The organism is Arthrobacter sp. Y3225116, from assembly GCF_059091245.1.
Window position 1 is genome coordinate 1 of record NZ_JBNHGL010000384.1, and the last position, 1,820, is coordinate 1,820.

At 71.5% G+C, this 1,820-nt stretch carries 2 protein-coding genes and 1 pseudogene; all 3 read right to left on the bottom strand.

Going from position 1 to position 1,820, the window contains the following annotated elements:
* A pseudogene (locus AC5RV2_RS17600) lies at window positions 1–248 on the bottom strand (hypothetical protein); the annotation flags it as partial.
* The gene (gene ruvX / locus AC5RV2_RS17605) at window positions 245–817 is read right to left on the bottom strand and encodes a Holliday junction resolvase RuvX (RefSeq protein ID WP_494093401.1); all 573 of its coding nucleotides are present in this window, start codon (window positions 815–817) and stop codon (window positions 245–247) included. The pseudogene AC5RV2_RS17600 and the gene ruvX, both read right to left, overlap by 4 nt.
* An 8-nt stretch (window positions 818–825) precedes the next feature.
* Window positions 826–1,820 (bottom strand): DHHA1 domain-containing protein (locus AC5RV2_RS17610; RefSeq protein ID WP_494093402.1); only part of this gene is annotated, 995 nt, incomplete at its 5' end.

Below are 1,820 nucleotides of genomic sequence, written 5' to 3' on the forward strand. Positions count from 1 at the left end.
AAACCCGCCGGGGCCGGTGCCTCCCCTATGCCGGCAGCCGGCTCGCCCCGAGTGGGGGCGACGGGGGCCGCGGGCTGGGCGGGCGGAGAAGGCCATGCCTCGTCCGCGGGCGCTTCCTCCCATTCGGGTACGGCGTCGTCGTCCCAATACGGCGGGACGGTGTCGTCGAAGCGCGGGTCGGCGGCCTGGCGGCCGCGTGCGGCGCGCCGGGACGGCAGGTTGTTCCAGTCGTCGGGGTGCTTGCTCATGTCCCGGGGTCCCCGCTTCGGTCATGTCCGTGCGAAATCGTCGGCTCCTCATGGCTGGCAGCCGGCACATGGCTGCCGGCGGGCGGTGCGACAGGTGTCCCCACGTCCTGCCCTTGGGCCCGTTGCATGTCAATAGCCTGCTGCAGTATACCCACTGCGGCTACCTGATCAACTACTTTACGATGTTGACGTGTATCCATACCAGCCTCCCGCAGTCCGCGGTGCGCCGCCACAGTCGTCAGGCGCTCGTCGATCAGGTTGACCCTGGCTACCGACCCCGCCCCGGCCAGCGCCGCGGCCAGCTTCCGGGCGTAATCGCGGGCCATTTCGGTGGAGGCCGAGTCGCCGCCCGAGAGGGTCCGCGGCAGCCCCACGAACACCTGCACGGCGTCCCGCTCGGCGGCCTCACGCACCAGGACCCTGACGTCGCTGTCTTTCTTGGCATCGCGCTTCAGGGTGCGCACCGGGGTGGCCAGGATCCCGTCCGGATCGCAGCTGGCCACGCCCACGCGCACCGCGCCGACGTCGACACCAAGCTTGGTGCCGCGCGGATAATCGGAAACAGACACCGGATGCCCTAGCGGTTGGCGACCGCGGCCGTCACCGCGGCCAGAGCCTCGTCGATCTTGGTGGCATCGGACCCGCCGCCCTGCGCCACGTCGTCCTTGCCGCCGCCTCCGCCGCCCAGTACTCCGGCGGCGGTCTTGACCAGGGCGCCGGCCTTGACACCGGCGGCACGGGCGGCCTCGTTGGTGGCCACCAGGATCAGGGGCCGGCCGTTGGCCACCCCCGTCATCGCCACGGCGACCGGGTCGGAGCCCAGCCGCGTCCGCAGGTCCAGGGCCAGGCTGCGCAGGTCGTCCGCGCCGCTGAGTTCGCCGGCATGGTGCGCCAGCAGCCGGACCCCCGCCACGTCCTGGGCCTGGGCCACCAGCGAGGCGGCCGAGGCCGCGAGCTGTTCCTTGCGGAGCTTGTCCAGCTCCTTCTCCACGGACTTGAGCTTGGCCAGGGTGGCGGAAATCCGCTCGGGCAGCTGTGCCCCCGGCACCTTCAGCATTTCGGAGAGTTCGTTCACCAGCGCGCGCTCGGCGGCCATGTGGCGGAAGGCCTCCATGCCCACGAACGCCTCCACGCGCCGGTTGCCCGAACCCACCGATGCCTCGCCCAGCAGGGTCAGCGAACCGATCTGCGAGGTGGCCTCCACATGGGTGCCGCCGCAGAGCTCGCGGGACCACGCGCCGTCGATCTCCACCACGCGCACGGTGTCCCCGTAGGCCTCGCCGAACAGCGCCATGGCGCCCAGCTCGCGGGCCTGGGCCAGCGGCATCACGCGGGTCTGGACCTCGAAGTTGTTGCGGATGGCCAGGTTCGAGACCTCTTCGACCTCCGACTTGGCGGCGTCGGAGAGGCCCTCGCCCCAGGAGAAGTCGAAGCGAAGGTAGCCGGCCTTGTTGAAGGAACCGCGCTGCAGCGCCTCCGGGCCCAGGATCTGGTGCAGGGCCGCATGGATGATGTGCGTGCCGGTGTGCGCCTGCTCGCCGGCCTGGCGGCGCTGGGCGTCGACGGCGGCCT